8 protein-coding genes are annotated in these 16,307 nt (G+C 73.8%); 6 read left to right on the top strand and 2 right to left on the bottom strand.

What is annotated here, in order from left to right; all coding sequences use genetic code 11:
* The first annotated feature begins 157 nt into the window (after positions 1-157).
* Both ACFC96_RS14185 and ACFC96_RS14180 read left to right on the top strand, forming a co-directional pair.
* Entirely contained in the window at positions 158-1,615 is a 1,458-nt protein-coding gene (locus ACFC96_RS14185; protein ID WP_376612422.1) for an acyl-CoA synthetase, read from the top strand.
* Positions 1,608-2,960: a carboxyl transferase domain-containing protein gene (locus ACFC96_RS14180; protein ID WP_376612420.1), complete on the top strand. Its 1,353-nt coding sequence runs from the start codon at positions 1,608-1,610 to the stop codon at positions 2,958-2,960. The genes ACFC96_RS14185 and ACFC96_RS14180 overlap by 8 nt, the downstream gene beginning before the upstream one ends.
* A 377-nt stretch (positions 2,961-3,337) precedes the next feature.
* On the opposite strand, the gene ACFC96_RS14175 is transcribed toward ACFC96_RS14180, so the two are convergent.
* Both ACFC96_RS14175 and ACFC96_RS14170 read right to left on the bottom strand, forming a co-directional pair.
* Positions 3,338-4,210 (bottom strand): LLM class flavin-dependent oxidoreductase, encoded by an 873-nt coding sequence (locus tag ACFC96_RS14175; protein WP_376612418.1) that lies wholly within the window; start codon positions 4,208-4,210, stop codon positions 3,338-3,340.
* A gap of 432 nt (positions 4,211-4,642) precedes the next feature.
* Positions 4,643-8,314 (bottom strand): S8 family serine peptidase, encoded by a 3,672-nt coding sequence (locus tag ACFC96_RS14170; protein ID WP_376612416.1) that lies wholly within the window; start codon positions 8,312-8,314, stop codon positions 4,643-4,645.
* 257 nt (positions 8,315-8,571) lie between these two features.
* On the opposite strand from ACFC96_RS14170, the gene ACFC96_RS14165 reads away from it, so the two are divergent.
* The 4 genes from ACFC96_RS14165 to ACFC96_RS14150 are packed head-to-tail and all read left to right on the top strand — an operon-like array spanning position 8,572 to position 16,289.
* Positions 8,572-8,916: a CU044_2847 family protein gene (locus ACFC96_RS14165; protein ID WP_376266000.1), complete on the top strand. Its 345-nt coding sequence runs from the start codon at positions 8,572-8,574 to the stop codon at positions 8,914-8,916.
* A complete protein-coding gene (locus ACFC96_RS14160) occupies positions 8,913-10,619 on the top strand; it encodes a trypsin-like peptidase domain-containing protein (RefSeq protein ID WP_376612415.1) in 1,707 nt (568 codons plus the stop codon). The genes ACFC96_RS14165 and ACFC96_RS14160 overlap by 4 nt, the downstream gene beginning before the upstream one ends.
* 32 nt (positions 10,620-10,651) lie before the next feature.
* On the top strand, positions 10,652-11,683 hold the full coding sequence (locus ACFC96_RS14155) for an AAA family ATPase (protein ID WP_376225976.1): 1,032 nt from the start codon (positions 10,652-10,654) through the stop codon (positions 11,681-11,683).
* The gene (locus ACFC96_RS14150) at positions 11,673-16,289 is read left to right on the top strand and encodes an SAV_2336 N-terminal domain-related protein (protein ID WP_376612413.1); all 4,617 of its coding nucleotides are present in this window, start codon (positions 11,673-11,675) and stop codon (positions 16,287-16,289) included. Before ACFC96_RS14155 ends, ACFC96_RS14150 begins: the two co-directional genes overlap by 11 nt.
* Positions 16,290-16,307: the final 18 nt, after the last annotated feature.

Genomic DNA, 16,307 nt, shown 5'->3' with positions numbered 1-16,307 from the left:
CCCTGGGGTTCCGCAGCGTAACAGCGGACCGAGGAAATGGCCCAGTGGCTGAACCAATCTTGCGGCGCATCCTTGACGTACGGGCGACGCCACCCCCACATTGGTTCAGCCACTTGGCCACTGCCGTCACTGTCGACCGCCGCTAGGAGCGCCACCCGTGTCCCTGCTCTTCCCCGCCCTGGCCCACGACCCCGACCGCCCCGCCCTGCGCTTCGGCGACCGCTCCCTCACCTACGGGGAGCTGGCCGCGGCGGCCGGAGCCCTGGCCGCGCGTCTCGACGGCGCGAGCCGGGCCGCCGTGTGGGCGACGCCCACCCTGGAGACCGCCGTCGGCGTCGTCGCGGCGCTGCTTGCGGGCGTGCCCGCCGTGCCGCTCAACCCGAAGTCCGGCAGCGGCGAACTGGCGCACATCGTGGCCGACAGCGCCCCGGACGTCGTGCTCGCCGCGCCGGGGACCGAACTCCCCGACGCGCTCGGTGACTTGACGTTCGTCGGCACGGACATCGACACGACTGCCGCGCCGGTCCCGGCCCGCGAGTGGCCCGAGCCGGACGCGTCGGCGCCCGCGTTCGTCGTCTACACCTCCGGCACGACGGGCCCGCCCAAGGGCGCGGTCCTGCCGCGCCGCGCGGTCACCTCGACCCTGGACGCGCTCCAGGACGCGTGGGAGTGGACCGGCGACGACGTCCTGGTGCACGGCCTGCCGCTGTTCCATGTGCACGGTCTGATCCTGGGCATCCTCGGACCGCTGCGCCGCGGCGGATCGGTGCGCCACCTGGGCCGGTTCAGCACGGAGGGTGTGGCGCGCGAGCTCGGCAGCGGGGCGACCATGCTGTTCGGGGTGCCGACGATGTACCACCGCATCGCCGAGGCACTGCCCGCCGAGCCGGAGCTGGCGAAGGCCCTGTCCGGGGCACGCCTCCTGGTGTCCGGCTCCGCGGCGCTGCCCGTGCACGACCACGAGCGGATCGCCGCCGCGACGGGCCGCCGCGTCATCGAGCGGTACGGGATGACGGAGACCCTGATGAACACGAGCGTGCGGGCGGACGGCGAGGCGCGGGCGGGCACGGTCGGCGTGCCGCTGCCGGGCGTCTCGGTGCGGCTCGTGGAGGACGACGGCGTCACGGAGATCCCGGCCGGCGACCCGGAGGCGGTCGGCGAGATCCAGGTCAGGGGCCCGAACCTCTTCACCGAGTACCTGAACCGGCCCGACGCGACGGCCGCCGCGTTCGCCGAGGGCGGCTGGTTCCGCACCGGCGACATGGCGGTCCGCGACCCGGACGGCTACGTCCGCATCGTGGGCCGCAAGGCCACCGACCTCATCAAGAGCGGCGGCTACAAGATCGGCGCGGGCGAGATCGAGAACGCGCTCCTGGAGCACCCCGGGGTGAGCGAGGCCGCCGTCACCGGCGAGCCCGACGACGACCTCGGCGAGCGCATCGTGGCCTGGATCGTCCCGGCCGACGCCGAACACCCCCCGGTCGCCGACGAACTGGCCTCCCATGTCGCCGACCGCCTCGCCCCGCACAAGCGCCCGCGCGTGGTGCGCTACCTGGAGGCACTGCCCCGCAACGACATGGGCAAGATCATGAAGCGGGCGCTCCCCCGTGGCTGACACCGTGCGGCTCTCCGCCCGCGAGGCCCTCGCCGCCGTCACCGACCCCGGCACCTTCACCGAACTGCCCGCCCCCGACGGCACGTACGCGCCCGACGGGCCGCTGTCCTGGGACGGCTACGACGCAGCGCGGGCACGAGCCACCGCCCGCACCGGCGAGGCCGAGTCCGTGGTGTGCGGAACGGCGTCGGTCGGCGGGACCAGGGCCGTTCTGGTCTCCTTCGAGTTCGGCTTCCTCGGCGGCTCGCTCGGCGAGCGCACCGGCGACCGCATAGAGGCCGCGTACACGTTCGCCCGCACGCACCGCCTCCCCGTCGTGCCACTGGTCGCGACGGGCGGCAGCCGGATGCAGGAGGGCATGCGGGCACTGGTCCAACTCCAGCGCGTGGCACGACAGTCGGCGCTCACGCGGGAGGCCGGCCTGGCGCAGGTCGCGGTCCTGCGCGACCCGACGACGGGCGGCGGCTGGGCGACGCTCGGCGCGGGCGCCGACGTGATCCTGGCGCTCGAGTCGGCGCAGGTGGGCTTCGCGGGCTCGCGGGTGAGACCGGCGGACGCGGACCCGGCGGCGTACTCGGCGCACGGCCAGCTCGCGGCCGGCGCGGTCGACGCGGTGGTGCGCCACGACGACCTGGCGAGCACCCTCGCCGGGTGGCTGCGGCTGCTCACGCGCCCGTCCGACGACCCCGCCCCGGTCCCGTACGCGCTCGGCCGCGGCGATCTGCCCGCCACGGGCCGCGACGCCGTCCGCCGCGCCCGGGCCACGGAACGTCCGCGCGCGGACGCGTACCTGGACTCCTACTTCACGTCCCGGGTCACGGTCGGCGGCGACCGCTGCGGCGGCACCGACGACGGTGTGCTGTGCGGCTTCGGAGCGAGCGCCCGGGACGGCAGGACGGTCGCGTACGCCGCACAGCTCGGTACGGCGACCCGGCCGGCCGGCTACCGGACGGCGGCGCGCCTGGTGCGGCTCGCCGGGCAGCTCGGCGTCCCGGTGCTGACGCTGGTGGACACGCCGGGCGCGGCCAACGACGCGGAGGCGGAGCGGTCCGGGGCGGGTGCCGCCATCGCGGACCTGTTCACGGCGCTCGCCGCGTCACCGGTACCGGTCACCACACTGGTCGTGGGCGAGGGCGGCTCGGGCGGGGCGCTCGCCCTGGCCGCACCGCAGAACACGTGGGCGACGCCGGACAGCTACTTCTCCGTCATCGCGCCCGAACTCGCCGCCGCGATCCTCAAACGCGCCCCGGACGAGACGGACGCGACGGCCGACCAACTCCACCTCAGACCACAGGACTTGGTGGACCTCGGCGTGGTGCGCGGCATCGCGGGGGCGACGCCGTGAGCGACTCCGTACGGCCTGACGAGACATCGCCCGGCCTCGCAAATACGAACAGGGGCGCAGTTGTTCCCTCGAACAGGTGATCGTTCCGCCAGGAATTGCATGAGGCGTCGGTGACCGACGATGCTTACGGTGCGCAAGCAACGGGCTGCAGACCGTGATTGCCGCCCGGCCCATGTCCCTTACGTGGCCGGGGAATCGGTCCCACACAGGCAACACCGCTAGGAGAACGCGTCACCATGAACCTGATCACCGACATCCTCGCCGGCCTCGTCCACTTCGTCGGCTGGCTCGTCTGAGCCGGACCGCACAGGTCACGCGGAGTCAACCGCGACGGCGCCGTCTCCCCCGGTCCCACGGGGAGGCGGCGCCGCCGCGCGTCACGCCCCGCACACCGCGGCCGTGTCCATGAGGGCACGCAGCCGCGGAAGGATCTCGCCGGCGACGCGGGCCGGCTCGCCGGGACCCGTACAGCCGTAGAGGACGAACTCGTCGATGCCGAGCCGCCGGTAGGCGCACAGCCGCCGCGCCACCTCGTCGTACGTACCGACGACCGCGTCCCCCGCCGGTCCGCCCCTGCCGTCGTCCAGGATCCGGTCCGCCGCGTCCCGCGCCTCGGACGCCTGCGCGCGGCCCACCAGACGCAGGCGGAGCCCGTACCGCAGCCGCGGATTGCGGTCCCGCGAGCGGGCCACGCGCTCCGCGACGACGGCCGGCGGGGCGCTCCTCACCAGCCGGACGTCGGCCCGCCGGGCCGCGATGCCGTCGGCGGCCGGGGACTCGCCCCCGAAGTAGAGCGGCACCGGATGCTCGACGGCCGGGTCGCTCAACCGGGCTCCCTCGACCTGCACATGCTCTCCCTGGAAGTCGATGCGCCTGCCGTCGAGCAGGTCCCGCACGACAGCCATCACCTCGTCGGTACGCCCGTAGCGCTGGTCGTGGGTCAGCCCGGCGCCGTGCGCGCCGACGTCGAGCCTGAGGCGACCGCCCGCGAACCGGCGGAACGCGTCGGCCTGTTGGGCGATGACGGTGGGGCCCGCACTGCCGGTGGGCAGCGCGACGAGGAAGCCGATCCGCTCGGTGCGCCGACAGAGCCCGGACGCGAGCGCCCACGGATCGGGGCCGCCGGCCGGCATCGAGAGGGAGTCGAACCCGGCGCGCTCCGCGGCCAGGGCCGTGGGGGCCAGCGAGTCGATGTCGGCCGGCCGGCGGGCCGGCAGGTACCAGTGCAGCAGAGGGTGGTTCTCGGGCATGACGACACCTCGGGAATCGCGCGGGGGCGTGGACTACTGCGGGAACGGACACGGGGCCGCCGGAACGGCTCGCAGGACACGGGACGCGGGCGGGCCGGGCGAGGGGATGCCCCCGGGGCGCCTCAGTAAAGGGCGTCGGTGCCGGAAGCGGCCGGACAGAGCATCGTCGACACCCGCAGAAGATCCACGTGGCGGCGCGAGACGAGCACGCGCGAGACGAGTACCGGAGCCATGTCCGCATCCTGTACGCGGCCGCGACGCCCCCACAAGGGCGTTCCCGCATGGCGGACAGTGGCGTATCACTGGATGGACTCCAAGGATGCGAAGACGCACGCGAGGGCCCGGCGCTGCTGGCTGCAGCGCCGGGCCCTCGGTCAGACATCCGCACAGGTCAGTGCACCCGTACAGGTCAGAACATCCTTACCAGAAGGGCTACTTGACCCCCACCGCCCGGATGATCTCCTGAGTGACCTTGCCACCTCGGTCGTCGCTCGCCGAGGCGCGCAGCGACACGTACTGAGCGTCACCCGGCACCCTCAGCGTGCCCTTCCAGGACGCGCCGTGCCCGTCGAGCGCGACCTTCGTCCAGGTCTTGCCGTCGTCGTACGACACCTCCAGGGTGCCGCCGCCGATCTTCCCGGTGTCCGGGGCGCCCTTGACGTACTCGGAGCTGATCCCGACGGAAACCTGGTGCCCGCCGCGGACGTTGCCCGCGAGGTCGGTGTCGACGTCGAAGCCGAGGTTGAGCAGCGGCAGGAACGTGAACCGGTCGTCGGGGGTCTCGGCGGACCTGAACGTCCACTCCGAGTGGCCCTTCGTGGCCAGCTTCCAGCGCGCGGGGTCGAGCGCCGTGTCGGTGACGACCTTGTAGGTGTGCTCGGCCGGGTCGGCGTCCCACACGTACACCCCGGAGCTCGTCTTGCGGTCCTCGAGCACCCCGTCGACGTACACCTCGGAGGTCTGCGTCTGGGAGGGGTCGCTCCACACGTCGCCGAAGCCGGTGTGGTCGGGGCCGGAGTCGCCCCAGCCGGGCACGTTGAACCGGAGGTTGTTGCCGGAGCGCTGCTGGCCCCAGCCGAGACCGGTGCCCAGCCACGGGTGCCAGACCGGCTTGAACCAGTCGAGCTCCTTGTGGGTGCCGCCCTTGTACGTGATGAGGCCGCTGCGCTGCTCCAGGTCGGTGGGGCCGGTCTGGACGGACTCGTGCCACTTCTGGCCGGTGCCGGTGGAGACGTAGTCGGTGCGCTCGGCCGGGTAGTCGATCTTCTCCAGGAAGCCGAGGCCGATGGGGAAGGCGTCGGTGATGGAGTAGCGGAACTCGCCGCCCGCCTGAGGCTTCACGGCGTGGAACTTGGCGTCCAGCACGGCGAGTTCGGACTTGCCCGGCCGATAGGTCAGGTCGCCGCCCGGGACGGCTCCCTTGTGCTCGTCGGTCAGGTCGTACACCCAGGGCGTGTTGCGGGTGCCCGTCATCGTGACGCTGCGGCCCGCCTTCGCGTCCGCGGCGAGCTTCGCGCCGTCCGCGGCGTCGACCGTGGCGATCTGGAGCGGCCGGTCGCTGTCGTCGTCGGTGCCGAACCAGGCGTTGAGCCGGCCCGCTGCGTCGTCGGTGACGAACAGTGCCTTGGCGCCGGCGTCCTGCGCGGCCTGGGCGAGCTCGGCCGGGGAGAGCGCGTCGGTGCGCCGTACGAGGACGGCCTTGCCGCGCGCGTTCTTGCCCGTGTAGTCGGCCGGCGCGCCTGCCCCGGCGTCCACGACCGCGAGCCGGCTGCGGCCCTCGGTCAGGGTGCCGCCGGGCTGGACGACGGCGTCACGGAGTCCGTCCACCTGGAGCATGGGCTTCCCCAGGCGCCACACGGTGCGGTACTCGAACGATCCGTCGGTGACCTTGTGGGTGGGCGCCGCGAAGATGCTGTCGTACTTGACGGGCAGCTGGACCGCGCTCATGTAGTCGGCGCCGCCCGCCTTCCGGTCGGCCTCCATGAGCAGGTGGCGGGTCTCGGTGGTCCGGCCGACGTCGGCCTTGACCTCCTTCAACTGCCGCCCGTCGAGGGTGATCTCGCGGTCCCGGTCGAGCTTGACCTCGGGGTCGGCGAGGTAGCCGAGCCCGAGGGAGTCCTTGCCGTGACTGCCGCGCACGTCGAGGTAGGACTCGACGTAGTACGAGCCGGGCTTCAGGCGCAGCTGGACGGTACCGGAGTCGCCGACCGTGGCGGGGAACGGATCGGTGCTGCCGACAAGCTGCTGCACGCCGAGGTACGCGGCCGTCGCGGCGCCGTCCCGGTCCTTCACATGGACGGTGAGCGTGTACCGCTCCTCCTCCTTGACCAGGCCGAACGCCGTGTGCGCGACAGGCTTGCCATCCACGGACGCGACGATGCGCCCGCTGGTGTTCCCGACGGCGGCCTTGGCGCCGTCACCGGTCACGGTGGTGGAGGCGGTGCCGTGCGCGGGCACGGTCAGCTTGCTGTCGGCGAGCGAGACGACGCCGTCGGCCGCGCCCTGCGCGGCCAGCGTCAACTCCACCGCGCTGTCCGAGGAGTTGCTGTAGGTGACCGTCTTCGTCACCGGCTTGTTGCTGTCGTACGGCCACTTGTAGTACCCGAGATCTGCGCTGCCGGTCGCGGTGACGTCCGCGTTCACGGCGTCAGGCACGCTGACGCGCCCCGAGCCCAGGTCGTAGGCGGAGTCGGAGAGCTCCTCGGACGTCGACATCAGCCCGTCCTTGAGCTGCTCGCCCGTCCAGTCGGGGTGCTTCTGCGCGAGCAGCGCGGCGACACCGGCCACGTGCGGCGTCGCCATCGACGTACCGCTCATGGTGGTGTACGGGCCGCTGCCGGAGACCAGCGAGGAGCGGGCGGCGAGGATGTCGACGCCGGGCGCGGACAGGTCGGGCTTGAGCCCGTTGTCCCCGAAGCGGGGGCCCTTGCTGGTGAAGTAGGCGGCCTGGTCGGAGGAGTCGACGGCGCCGACGGTGAGGGCGGAGTCGGCCGCGCCGGGCGAGCCGATGGAGCCGGGGGCGCCGGAGTTGCCCGCGGCGATGACGAAGAGTGCGCCGGTCTCCTTGGACAGGGAGTTCACGGCGGCGGCCATCGGGTCGGTGCCGTCGCTGGCCTCGGACGAGCCGAGGCTCATCGAGACGACCTTGGCGTGGATGTCCTTGGCGGCCCACTCCATACCGGCGATGATCTGCGACTCGCTGCCCGAGCCCTCGTTGCTGAGGACCTTGCCGACGGCGAGGGTCGCGTCGGGGGCGACGCCCTTCTCCTTGCCGTCGGAGGCGGCGCCGCTGCCGCCCACGGTCGAGGTGACGTGGGTGCCGTGGCCGTTGCGGTCCGCGACCTCCTGGCCCTCGATGAAGGACTTGGACTCGGTGACGCGCGACGCGAGGTCGGGGTGTGCGGCGTCGTAGCCGGTGTCGAGGACGGCGACCTTGACGCCCTTGCCGGTGAGCCCGGCCTCCCAGGCCTTGGGGGTGCCGATCTGCTCGTTGCTCTCGGCCATGTCGGCCTTGACGCGGCCGTCGAGCCAGATCTTGCCGATGCCGTCGGCGAAGTCCTTGCCCTCGGGGGCGGTCACGGCGTTCCAGAACGTGCGGCCCTTGCCGGCGTCCACGGCGGCGCCGCCGATGCTGGCGAGAGCGCGGGTCCGGTCGGCGCCCTTCGGGGTGCGCGCCGCGGAGCGGGCGCTCTTCCCGCTGTACGACACGATGAGCGGGGTCGCGTCGGCCTTGGTGTCGGACAGGCCCTGGCGTATCAGCCCGCTCACGTCGAAGAGCCGGGCGTCCAGCGTCCCGGCCGCCAGGTAGGGGCGCGCCTCGTCGGGTACGACGCTGATCCTGCCGTCGTTCACCTGGGTCCTGACGGCGCCGGTCGCACCCTTCGCGCGGTCGACGGTGACGGCCTTCTTGTCGCCGCCGAGGTCGGTGACGGTCACCTTGTCGCCGGTCACCAGGGTCACTGTGTGAGCGGCGCGGGCGGCCGGCGTGGTGGCACGGGCCGCCGGGGTGGTGTCACCTGCGACGGCCTGCCCGCCCGGAAGCAGCGCTAGCGCGAGCCCGGCCGACAGCAGGGCCGCGCCCCGTCTCGCTGGTCCTCTGGTCATCGTTGCCTCTCTTCGTAAGCCTCGGGTCGGGGTGTTACCCGAGCACTGCGAAGAGTGTGAAGTGCCCACTGTTACCGCGACATTGACCGGACCTGGCGGGAAGCTGCCCTGGCGCCTTCCCGCCAGGGAACGATCCGGACACGGTCCGGACGCCGTCCCGACGCCGGCGCCGGCGTGCGGCTGACAGCCCCAACAGCCCTCGGCCACAATGGCGTCAGGCATGTGTCACACGTTTCGACCGGTTCCACGGGGGCGGCATGGACGGTTTGGTGGAGTACGAGACCGAGGACGGCGCGCCCGTCGTCTTCGAGGCGTCCGACGAGACGGGTTCCGGGGTACGGCTCGTCTCGCGCGGGGGCCTTCCCACGGCACAGGCGGTCGGCACGTTCGAGTCCGCGCTCGACGGGGCCCGCTCGGCGGCCGAGTCGGCGCTGCGGGTCTTTCGCGAGGGGCCGCTCAAGCCGGACGGCGTGGAGATCGAGTTCGGCGTGAAGATGTCCGCCGAGGCGGGCGCGGTGATCGCCAAGGGCACGGCCGAGGGCCATCTGGTGGTGAAGCTCAGCTGGTCGGCGCCGGACCGCGCGACCACGGACGGCGGGTGAACAGCGCGCGCTGGCACGCCAGGATCGAGTGCGGCCGCCGGATCGGAGCCGGCTTCCTGGTGACCGGCCGCAAGGTCCTGACCTGCGCCCATGTGATCGCGGACAGCGGCGCCGAGCCCGTCACAGTCACGTTCCCGCACGAGGCGGGCGCGGTCGCCGTACCGGCGCGGGTCGTGTCGCACGGCGGCTGGGGCGGCCGCCCCACCGACCCCGGCGACCTCGCCGTACTCGAACTCGACGAGGACGTGCCGGTCGGCCCGGCCGCCTTCGCCCCGGCCGACGCCGCGTTCGGCGAACCGCCGCGCAAGCTCGTCGCGTACGGCTTCCCGCGTGGCTACGACGAGGGGACGCTCGCCGAATACCGTGCCACCGCGGCCCAGTTGATCGGCGGCGAATGGATCCAGCTGGAGGCGTGGAACGGGCACGGCCAGCCCCTGGAGGCCGGGTTCAGCGGCGCCGCGGTGGCGCTCGCCGGCACCGGTGAGGTCGTCGGGATGGTCACGGCCACCGGCGGCCGCGGCATGCGCAACGGCCGGATGCTGCCCACCCACGTCATGGCCCGCTACTGGCCCGAGCTCGGCGAGCGCCTGCCCACCCCGGCCCACGAGGACGCGGACCGGGACCGGCTGCACGTCCTCGTGGCGAAGGCGGCGCGCTCGGGCCTCGCCTGCTCGCCGCAGCGCCTCTACCTCGACGCGGCCGGCCCGTTCGGCCCGCCGGTGCCGCCCGGCGGCTTCGACTCCCTGTGGGCCGCGGCCTGGTACGTCCTGTGCGAGCTCGACGACCCGGAGGCGGTGACCCGCTTCGCGGACCGGCTCGACGCCCTCCTCGACGCGCCGCGGACGGCCGCGCGCCACGCCCGGCCCGACTGGTCGCCGATCCTCGTCGAGATCGACCGCAGCGGGGCGGGCGGCGACCAGGTGGTGGTCGAGGTGTCGGCGTACAGCGCGGGCCGCCGCCACCCGGTGGACTCGCGCACCCTGGCGCACGGCGAGCTGCGCCCGTACGTCCGCGAGCGCATCGACGAGGCCTTTTCCCATCTCGCCCCCGACACACACGAGTTGATCGCGTTCGCGCTGCCCCGCGAGTGGCTGAACTGGGACGTCGACCGGTGGGAGAGCGGCCCCGACGATCCCACGCCGCTCGGCTGCTCGTACCCGCTCGTCGTCACCGACCACGCGCGGCGCAGGGGCGGCCTGCGGCACCGGCTCACCCGCCGGTGGCAGGGGATCGACGCGGGGGCGAACACGCTGGTGCACCGCGTCGAGTGCGACAGCGACGAGGACCCGAGGAAGCTGCGGCTGCGGCTGCGCGCGGCCGACGTCGCCGGGTTCGCGGCGCCGCCCGCGGCCGAGCACTCCCGCCCCCGCTTCGACACGGCACTGACCAAGCCGGTGCCGGTCCTGCTGTGGCCGCGCTCGGGGTGCGGCGGCGAGCACGCGGGGGCGCGGACGGACGAGGTGGCGACCGAAGGACAGGGCGGCTGCGCGGGTTCGGCATTCCTCGACGCGATCGGCCCGTACCTCGCCGGAGTGACGGCCGCCGAACTGCCGCGTCACATCCACTCGTTGCGCGAGACGGCCGACGCGGCGGACGACCCGGACGGACACTGGGCGAGGGACGTCCAGCTCCTGTGGGACGACCCGCGCTGCTTCCCGGACCCGCACACCACGACCACCCACCTCCACTCACCCGTCGCCTGACCACGCCTCCCCCCGTTACGGAGATCCGGATCATGCCCCTGTGGCCCGTCTACACCGGTACGACCGAGCCGCACGACGGCATCGACCAGCTCCCCGCTCCCCCGCCGTGGCGTGCCTTCGACGGCGGTCCCGCCCTGCCCGCCCCGGCCGACGGCGACGACACGGCCGCGGTCTCCCCGGACCGCGTGCACCGCGCTCACACCTACCGGGCCACCTCTGAGAGCGTCCAACTCGTCAACGCCGCGCTCTACCTGCGCCGCCCCCTCCTCGTCACGGGTCCGCCCGGCACCGGCAAGTCGTCGCTCGCGTACGCGGTGGCCCGCGAGCTGCGCCTCGGCCCGGTCCTGCGCTGGAACATCACGAGCCGCAGCACGCTCGCCGACGGCCTCTACCAGTACGACCCGCTGTCACGCCTGTACGCAGCCCGGGGCACCGACCGGCCCCGGCCCGGCGGAGAAGGCCGAGCCGACAGCGGCGTCGAGGACCATCTGCGCCTCGGCCCCCTCGGCACGGCGCTCCTCCCCTACACACGCCCCCGCACACTGCTCATCGACGAGATCGACAAGAGCGACCTCGACCTGCCCAACGACCTCCTCAACATCCTGGAGGAGGGCCAGTACGAGATCCCGGAGCTGGCCCGCGCCGCGCGGCACATTCCCGACGCCGGCGCCGAGGTGATGGCGCACGGCACGGACGCGCGGGTCCCGGTCGTGCGCGGCCGGGTCCGCTGCCGCGCCTTCCCGTTCGTCGTCCTGACCAGCAACGGCGAGCGCGAGTTCCCGCCGGCGTTCCTGCGCCGCTGCGTCACGCTGCGCCTGCACCGCCCCGACGAGACCCACCTCGCCGAGATCGTCCGTGCCCACCTCGGCGAGCCCGACGAGCACGCCCGGCCCCTGATCGCCCGCTTCCTGGCCCGCGCGGGCAGCGGCGAACTCGCCACGGACCAGCTCCTCAACGCGATCTACCTGACGGGCGCGGCGGGCCTGGACGAGACCTCCCGCGACGAGCTGGCGGAGCGCCTGATGCCGTATCTGAGCCGGGCGGCCGGCCCCGATGCGCACTGAACGCGCCCAACTCACCGACCTCGCGGCCGCCCTGACAGCGGCGTCGGGCGGCACCGCACCGACACCGGTGGAACTGGCGGAACTGCTCTGGCTGGCGGGGCACATGGAGGACGCCGACCGCCACTCCGGGCCATCGGCCGAGCCCCCGCGCGAAAGCCCGCCGCCGGATCCGGCGCCCGGGGCCGCACCGGTCTCCCACCCCCCGCAGCCCACCCCTCGTACACCCGCACCCGCGCCCTCACACCGCACACCCCGTATCCGCGACCGGGTCCCCCTGTACCCGGACCAGTCGGACGATCCCGCCGGCGCCACCCCCGCCTCCCTGCTCGCCCCGGCGCCCCCGATGCTGCGCCACCCGCTCCCCCTCCAACGGGCGCTGCGCCCCCTGAAGCGCAGTGTCCCGTCACTCACGGGCGGGCGCGTCCTCGACGAGAGGGCCACGGCCGACCGCATCGCCCGCCTCGGCGCGCACCCCTCGTCCTGGGTGCCCGTCCTGCGCCCCGCCCCCGAACGGTGGCTGCGTCTGGTCCTGCTCCACGACACCGGCCCGACGATGCCGGTCTGGCGGCCGCTGGCCCGCGAACTGCATGCCGCGCTGGCCCAGTCGGGCATCTTCCGCACGGTCACCGTGCACCGCGCCACCCCCGACGGCCGCGTCGAGCATCCGACCGTGCCGCACGACGGCCGCACGGTCGCCCTCCTGCTGAGCGACTGCACGGGCCCGCAGTGGCGGCAGGGCGAGGCGGGGCGACGCTGGTTCCGCACGCTTCACACCCTCGCGTCGCGCATGCCCGTGGCCGTGATCCAGCCGCTGCCCGAACATCTCTGGCGCACCACGGCGCTCCCGGCCCGCCCGGGGCGCTTCACCGCACCGCACGCCGCGGCCCCGCTCTCCTCCCTCGGCTTCACCCCGTACGACGGCGGAGAACCCGGCCCGCCCCGGCAGCCGGACGCGGTCCCCCTGCCGGTGCTCGAACCCGCTCCGGCCTGGCTGGCGAACTGGTCCCGCATGACCGCGACCGCGGGGGGCGTCCACGTCCCGGGCGCGGCTGCCTGGCTGGCCATGTCGCCGGTCACGGACGAGCCCCGCGAGGACGTCGCGTCGCTCACCCCCGAGGACCTCGTCCTGCGCTTTCGCGCGACGGCGTCCCCGCAGGCCGTCCGCCTCGCGGGCCACCTGGCGGTCGGGGTCCCGCACCTGCCGGTGATGCGCCTGGTCCACGCGGCCCTGGAACCCGAACCGCGCCCGCAGCACCTGGCCGAGGTGATCCTCAGCGGCATGCTCGCGACGGCTCCGGGGCCCCCTGGCTCGTACGTGTTCCGGGACGGCGTACGGGACCTGTTGCTGCGCTCCCTGCCCCGCACCGCCCGCAGCCGCACGTCCGAGCTCCTGGGCCGGGTGGGCGCGTTGATCGACGAGCGGGCCGGCATGGCGGCCGGGGAGTTCCGGGCGGCGACGCGAGGGGCGAACGGGGAGGCGTTCGCGACGGTCAGCGAGGAGAGCGTGCGGAGGCTGTCGGGCGGGACACCCTCGCGCGGACTCGGGGGCCGGTACCGGTTGCTGCGGCGGCTCCGGCCCGGCGGAACGGTGTGGGAGGCCAGGGACGAGGAGCTGAACCGCGTCGTGGCCGTGAAGCTGTACGGGCAGATGCCGCCGCGACAGCGCCGCCCGTTCCTCGACGCCTCGCGCGTGCTGACCCGCATCGACCACCCGAACGTGGTCACGGTCCACGACTTCGGCGTCGAGGCGGACGGCACGGCGTTCACGGTCATGGAGTTCCTGGAGGGTGTCGCGCTCAACACCCTCTATTCGACCGGGGGTTACCTCTTCCCGGCACCTCTGCGCGCCTCCGTCATGAACCAGCTCGCCCGTGCGGTCGAAGCCGTGCACGCCGCGGGGATCACCCACGGCGCGATCGGCATGCCCAAGGTGGCCCTGCTGCCGGACGGCACGGTCAAGCTCACGCCGTTCGCCTCGGGGCCGAGCCGCCCCATGGGCGTCGCGGACGACCTGCACCAACTGGGCGTGCTGCTCAATCTGTTGAACATCGGTGCGGCGGCGGGCGGCGACGGCGGCCCAAAGCAGCTTCATGTCCTCGCCGCGGAGGGCCTCATGTCAGGGGACGCCGCCCGTCAGCGAGAAGCTCTGGCAGCACTGCTCAGGAACCTGCCGCCCGACGACCTCGCACCCGCCCCCGCGGACCGGCGCCACTACCGCCTGCTCGGGCCCCTGACCGTCACCCGCGCAGGCACCCCGCTCACCCCGTCCTCGCCCGCGGTCCGGTCCATGCTCTGCATGCTGCTGCTCAGGTACGGCAACGGCGTCAGCCGCGCCGAACTCAGGGAAGGCCTGTGGGCCCCCGGCGAACACCCGACCCACCCCGAGGCACTCCTTGGCACTTACGCCTCAAGCCTGCGCAACACACTCGGCCCCGGCACCCTCGCCACCCTCGCCGACGGTTACGCCCTGCACACCAGCACCGACACCCTGGACGTCCTCCAGTGCCAGGAGCTGGTCACCCTCGCCGAGACCGAACGCACGGCGGGCAACCTGCACACCGCCCGCGATCACATCGCCACGGCCCTCTCCCTGTGGCGGGGCACCCCCCTGGACGGAGTCCGCGGCCCCGCCGCCCGCACCGCCCGCACCCGCCTCACCCAGCTCCACCTCACGCTCCACCGCACCCGAGCCGAACTCGACCTGGAGCTATGCGACTTCGAGCGCGCCGCCACCGACCTGTCGGACCTCGTCAGCGACCACCCCTCCCGCGAGGACTTCCGCCGCCTCCAGATGATCGCCCTGCGCCAACTCGGCCGTATCGGGGAGGCGCTGGAGGCGTACGAGGAGTACGAGGCGGTCGGCGGCCGCACGGGGCCCGCCCTGGAGGAACTGCACCGCGACCTGCGGGAGGCCCAGAGCAACGCGCGGGCGGCGGCCCACGCGCACACGTCGGTCATGTTCCGGTTCGCCGAGGATCCCGCGCACCCGGACGCGCACACCGCGCTCGGCCGGGCCGTGGCGCTTCTGATCACGGAGGCGGGCCTGGGCGCCCGCGAGCACGGCCTGCAGCCGCGCCCCGACGGCCACGAGGTCCTGGTGCGGACAGAGGAGGCCACTCGCCGGCTGCTGGCCGCGACCGTGGGCCACTTGCAGGCCCGCCTCTGGGAGGTGCCGGGATGCCCGCGTCTGCTCGTGACGTTCTGGCCCGCCGCCGGGCCTGACCGGCCCGACGCCGACATCCTGCACGCGGACCTCGACGCCGACGACGCGGACGCCGTGGTCGTCGTCTCCCCTGCGCTGCGCGCCGCCCTCCCCGAGAACGCCTCGGCCGGCCCGGCGGGCGCGTACTGGCGCTGGTTCCAGCATCTGCCGCAGACCGTTGCGGAGGAGAGCACACAGAACCCCGTACGCGGCCCGCTGCCCATGCCCCCCGGCGGCGAACCGCCGCGCCCCGCCCACGCACACACCGTCGTCGTCTACCGCCGCCCGGACCGCAGCCTCACCTTCACCCCACCCGACGAGACCGAACTGACATGGGAGTACTACGAGGTCGACGTCCAGCAGCAGAGCCTGTTCATCGACGTCGGCCCCGGCGCCCGGGCCTCCGTCCGCGTCGCGGATCCCCTGGAGGCCGTGCTCCACACCGGCCTGGACCTGGCGGACGAACTGACCGACCGCCTCGACACGGAGATCGGACGCCTGCCCAGCCCCCTGAACCGGGCGGAACTCGAACGCCGCCTCGTGAGCCGCCCCCTGCCCGGCTACGCGGTCCGCTGGCACCTGCTCGACACCGAGCCAGCGCCCTCCGCCCGCGGCCTGAGCTTCACCGAGGCACTCGACGTGGCGGAGTCCGAGGACGTCCACGCGCTCGATCTGACCCTCGGCCTGCAGACACGCCGCCCGCCGTCCCTCGCCGACACACTCACCACCGCCGAGGCGTTCCTCGTGGGCTTCGACGGCCCGCTCCTCCAGCTCTACGCCGGTGCCCGGACGGCCCGGAACGCGGCCAGGGAACTCACCGAACTGGCCACCGAACTCCGCCACCCCGAAGAGGCGCTGTCCGGCGACCCGCTGCTCGCCGTCGACACACCCATGGAGGTCGACATCCACCCCCTGGACGTCCTGCGGACCTTCGCCGGCCATCGCCGCCTCGCCCAGCCCCTGCGCGAACGCCTCGACGCCATCGAACTGCGTGCCCTGCGCACGGCGCGGCCCACACGCGACGCGGACCTCCTGATCCGCACGCTCAACTCCACCGGCCGCCCGGTGTCCGTGGTCAGCGACGTGTCACGGCACGTCGTCGAGGCGCACCTCCAAAAGCGTGCCCCCGCCGTCCGCGCGGGCGTCCACGGCCGCTCCGAAGATCCCCGCCTCCTCATGCCGAACCCGGACGCCCTGCACCGCGCCCTGCACCAGCCGGGCTCCCCCACCCCGCACGGCGTACTCATCGGTTCCTCCCCCGCGGAGCTGACGGCGGCCCGGACGATAGGTCTCCCCTTCATCGGCTACGCCCCGAACCGCCGCACAGCCACCCGCCTGACCGACGCCGGTGCCCCCCATCTGGTCCACAACCTGACCGACCTCCTCGACGCCCTGCACCACTGACGCCCCTCAGTCACCGGG

The sequence above is a fragment of the Streptomyces sp. NPDC055955 genome (assembly GCF_042270245.1).
In the GTDB taxonomy this organism is placed as follows: domain Bacteria; phylum Actinomycetota; class Actinomycetes; order Streptomycetales; family Streptomycetaceae; genus Streptomyces.
The sequence above is the reverse complement of the archived record's forward strand: the minus strand, read 5'-3'. Positions and strand labels throughout refer to the sequence as shown.